General features: G+C 37.4%; 3 protein-coding genes. All 3 read left to right on the plus strand.

Translation table 11 applies throughout. The annotated features are described in order from the left end of the window. On the plus strand, positions 1 to 955 hold a 955-nt coding region (locus BIZ39_RS20940; RefSeq protein WP_222936737.1), incomplete at its 5' end, for a hypothetical protein. A 129-nt stretch (positions 956 to 1084) separates the two neighbouring features. Then, positions 1085 to 3022, plus strand: a complete 1938-nt coding sequence (locus BIZ39_RS20945) for a glycosyltransferase family 2 protein (RefSeq protein WP_187447985.1) — start codon at positions 1085 to 1087, stop codon at positions 3020 to 3022. Position 3023: 1 nt separating this feature from the next. Next, positions 3024 to 3345, plus strand: a 322-nt coding sequence (locus tag BIZ39_RS22085) for a hypothetical protein (protein WP_222936738.1), incomplete at its 3' end; no start/stop codon positions are given.

Consider the following 3345-nt stretch of genomic DNA (forward strand, 5'->3'; position numbering starts at 1 on the left):
GGATTATAACGTATCTAAGTATCATTTTTCGAAACATGAATTTTGTTTATCTAAGAAAAATGAGGAGATTCGAGGTCTCCGCGAGTCCAATCGGAATCTAAGCAAGTTATTAGAACAAAATAAAGATAAGCTGCAATCTTTGTATGAAAAAATTGAACGGTTTGAAGAAATCTTAGACGAGAAAATTTCTAACTTGAGTAACAATATCGACAATAAAATTCAAGCAAGAGTAGGAAGTCTTCAAGCCTTTGTGACGAAGTCGCATTCAAACATATGTAAGCAAATAGAAGATTTTTTTTCTGTTAGAAATTACATCGACAATGGCAACAAACCGCTGTCATTTCACGGCTGGCCTATTAGCCCGGATGTGTCTTTAAGCATAGTTTCACTTTTGTCAACTGGGAGTTACTCTGGTGTTTTAGAGTTTGGTAGTGGCACTTCAACTGCCTTGATAGGAAGAGTCTTGAAACGAATTGCCTTAGATTCTACACCCATCCCATTTATATCCTTTGACCATAATGCCCAATATTTTGAAAAAACAAAAGAGCTGTTAAGTCTTCATGAGGTTTCAAGTTATGTTGATTTAAATTGCTGTGAACTAATCGTAGAAGAACTTGGTGGCGTTGAGTTTCAGTACTATGCATGTAGAAAGCATTTACAGAAATTTGCAGAAATGTTTGAAGGAAGTGGACATAAGATACTTGTTTTAGTTGATGGTCCCCCTGGGGCTACTAATCTTCATGCACGATACCCAGCACTTCCAATAATTATGGAAGAAATTGGGTTTAACAATTTTAGCGTGGATTTTTTGGTAGATGATTATGGAAGAGGAGAAGAAAAAGAAGTAGTTGAAAAGTGGAAGAAAGATGTAGAGCAAGCTGGTTTCGACCACTCTAATGAAATAATAGCAAGTGAAAAAGGGTTTTCTATATTCAGAGTGCTACCCCGTTCGTAAATCTGTTTTTCCAAAAAAATAAAGTACCGATAACATGGACAACTATTTTCTTTAGTTTACTTGAGCTAAACAGTTTAATTTTGAAAATTACAATCAAGCAAAAATATTTATATAAATAAGGTGGTAAGAATGACGCTGTTGTTTCGCGATGCTCATGAAGCGTTTTCAAATGGAGACTTTTACAAAGCACGCGAGCTTTATAATGCTGCAGGTAAGGTGTTCGGCGAAGATACGGTCAAGTATAATTTATATTTATGCGATAAAAAGTTAAAAGAGATTAGCGAAGGAAAAACAAAAGTTGGTGATAATGGTGTACCAACTAGCTATCGCGCCTTTAAGTGTAAAAATGTTGAAATACCTAAAGAGCTTAAAAATTATTACAATCCACCCAAGTCTTTTCCTAAAGGGTTGAAGTTACCGGAAATTGAAGGGCTCAAGAATGACTACTCTCACTTAGAGGCGTTTGCAAAAGAAAGTGATGATGTAGCAGTGTCGATTGTAGTTTTAACTTACAACCGAACGGACCCCCTTAAGAGAACACTTGCCGGTATATTAAATCAAAATTACCCTATAAAAAATATCGAAGTCATTGTTGTTGATGATGGTGGTAAAGACAGCGCATTAGATGCAGTAAGAGAGTTTTCAAATAAGCTTGATATAAAGTACGTTTGGCATCGAGATATTGGATTTACTCCCGCAGCTGCAAGAAATAATGGGGTAAATGTAGCGCGAAACGACTTTGTAATTTTGCTTGATGTTGATATGTATCCATCGAGAGGCTTGGTGCGGGAATACGTCAAATATGCCCCTATAATTGATAAGACAGTTCTTATTGGCCCAAGGCGATATATTGATTTAAATAACGTTAGTTCACAGTTTTTGATTGAAAACAGTTCATATGCTGAAGATTGTGAAGATGTTGTCACCAATAATAAGGTTGCAGGTAAAATCTCGGGCGAAAAGTCGGTTGATTGGCGGCTCGAGATCTTTGACAAAACCGATATGCTCCGTAATGAAAAAGTTCCCTTTAGAGTTTTCGCTTCTGGTAACGTAGCATTTTCAAGAGCCGAATTTTTGAAAGTTGGTAAGTTTGACGAGCGTTTTGATTCGTGGGGGTATGAAGACACCGAGCTTGCATTTAGATTTTTCAACGCAGGCTTGTACATGATACCTGTATTGCCTGCTCTCGCACTACACCAAGAACCCTTAGGAGGTGAAAATGAGACGGATCGCGAAGCGGGTAAGCAAAAAAGTAAAAAGCACTTCGCTGAAGTCTGCCCTTACTATAGACATTTAGTCGATAAAAAAGACAATTGGGAAGTGCCAAAGGTCTCCATCTATATACCCGCATATAATGCAGAGAAAACAATACTAGATGCGGTAGAAAGTGTACTTAATCAAACCTTTAAAGATGTCGAAGCGTGTATCTGTGATGATGGTTCAACTGATAATACTGTAAAGCTTCTTGAAAAGTATTACTCAGATAACCCTAGAGTTAGGTGGATCAGTCAAGCGAACGGGGGGATTGGAGCTGCTTCTAATACCGCTGTGAAACTTTGTAGAGGTATCTACATAGGTCAGTTAGATAGCGACGACTATTTAGCTGAAGATGTGGTTGAAAAGTGCGTAGGGGAAATGGATAAAGACCTGTCCATTGGACTTGTATACACAACTTATGAAAACGAGTATCAAGATGGGCGGATAGAGCAAGGGTATAATTACCCAGTTTATCTCAGAGAAAAGCTCGTTACTGCAATGATTGCACACCATTTCAGGATGTTTCGAAAACTTTACTGGTGCAGAACCGAAGGTTTTAACGAGCGAATTAAAAATGCAGTGGATTATGACATGTACTTAAAATTGTCAGAGGTATGCAATGCAAAACACCTGAACGTTGTCGGGTATCGCAGGCGACTTCATGGTGACAATACCTCCATAAAGAACTTTTCTGAACAGATGAAGAACACTGCGGTCGTAGTGAACTCATCATTATCTCGGATGGGATTAAAATATGTAGCTTCACTCGAAGACGAAAATAAATCACAATTAATTTTTAAGGGCAATTAAAGTGGAAGTGTTATTTATAGGAAGTAAATTCCATGGGCTAGATAGTGTTATTGCTTCTAGTACTATCAATTCATTTTTTTGCTCAGAAGAAGAGTTTCTGAATACTCAAGCTTCGAGTTTAAAAAAGTACGATGTGATAGTTGTGCTTCGATTAAATATTTTGTTAAACGCTGCAAAAATTAATATATTTTCAAAGGTTTTTTCTGACAGTGCTCCTACCGCTAGGATTATATTTTGGACACATGAAACTTTTTGGGATAGAACTTTAGAGTCGGAACGTGTTCTTTTTGGGAGAAACGTTCGGTTCATGAATTGCTACACAG

The organism is Alteromonas sp. BZK5, assembly GCF_014349115.1.
Classification (GTDB): Bacteria; Pseudomonadota; Gammaproteobacteria; order Enterobacterales; family Alteromonadaceae; genus Alteromonas; species Alteromonas macleodii.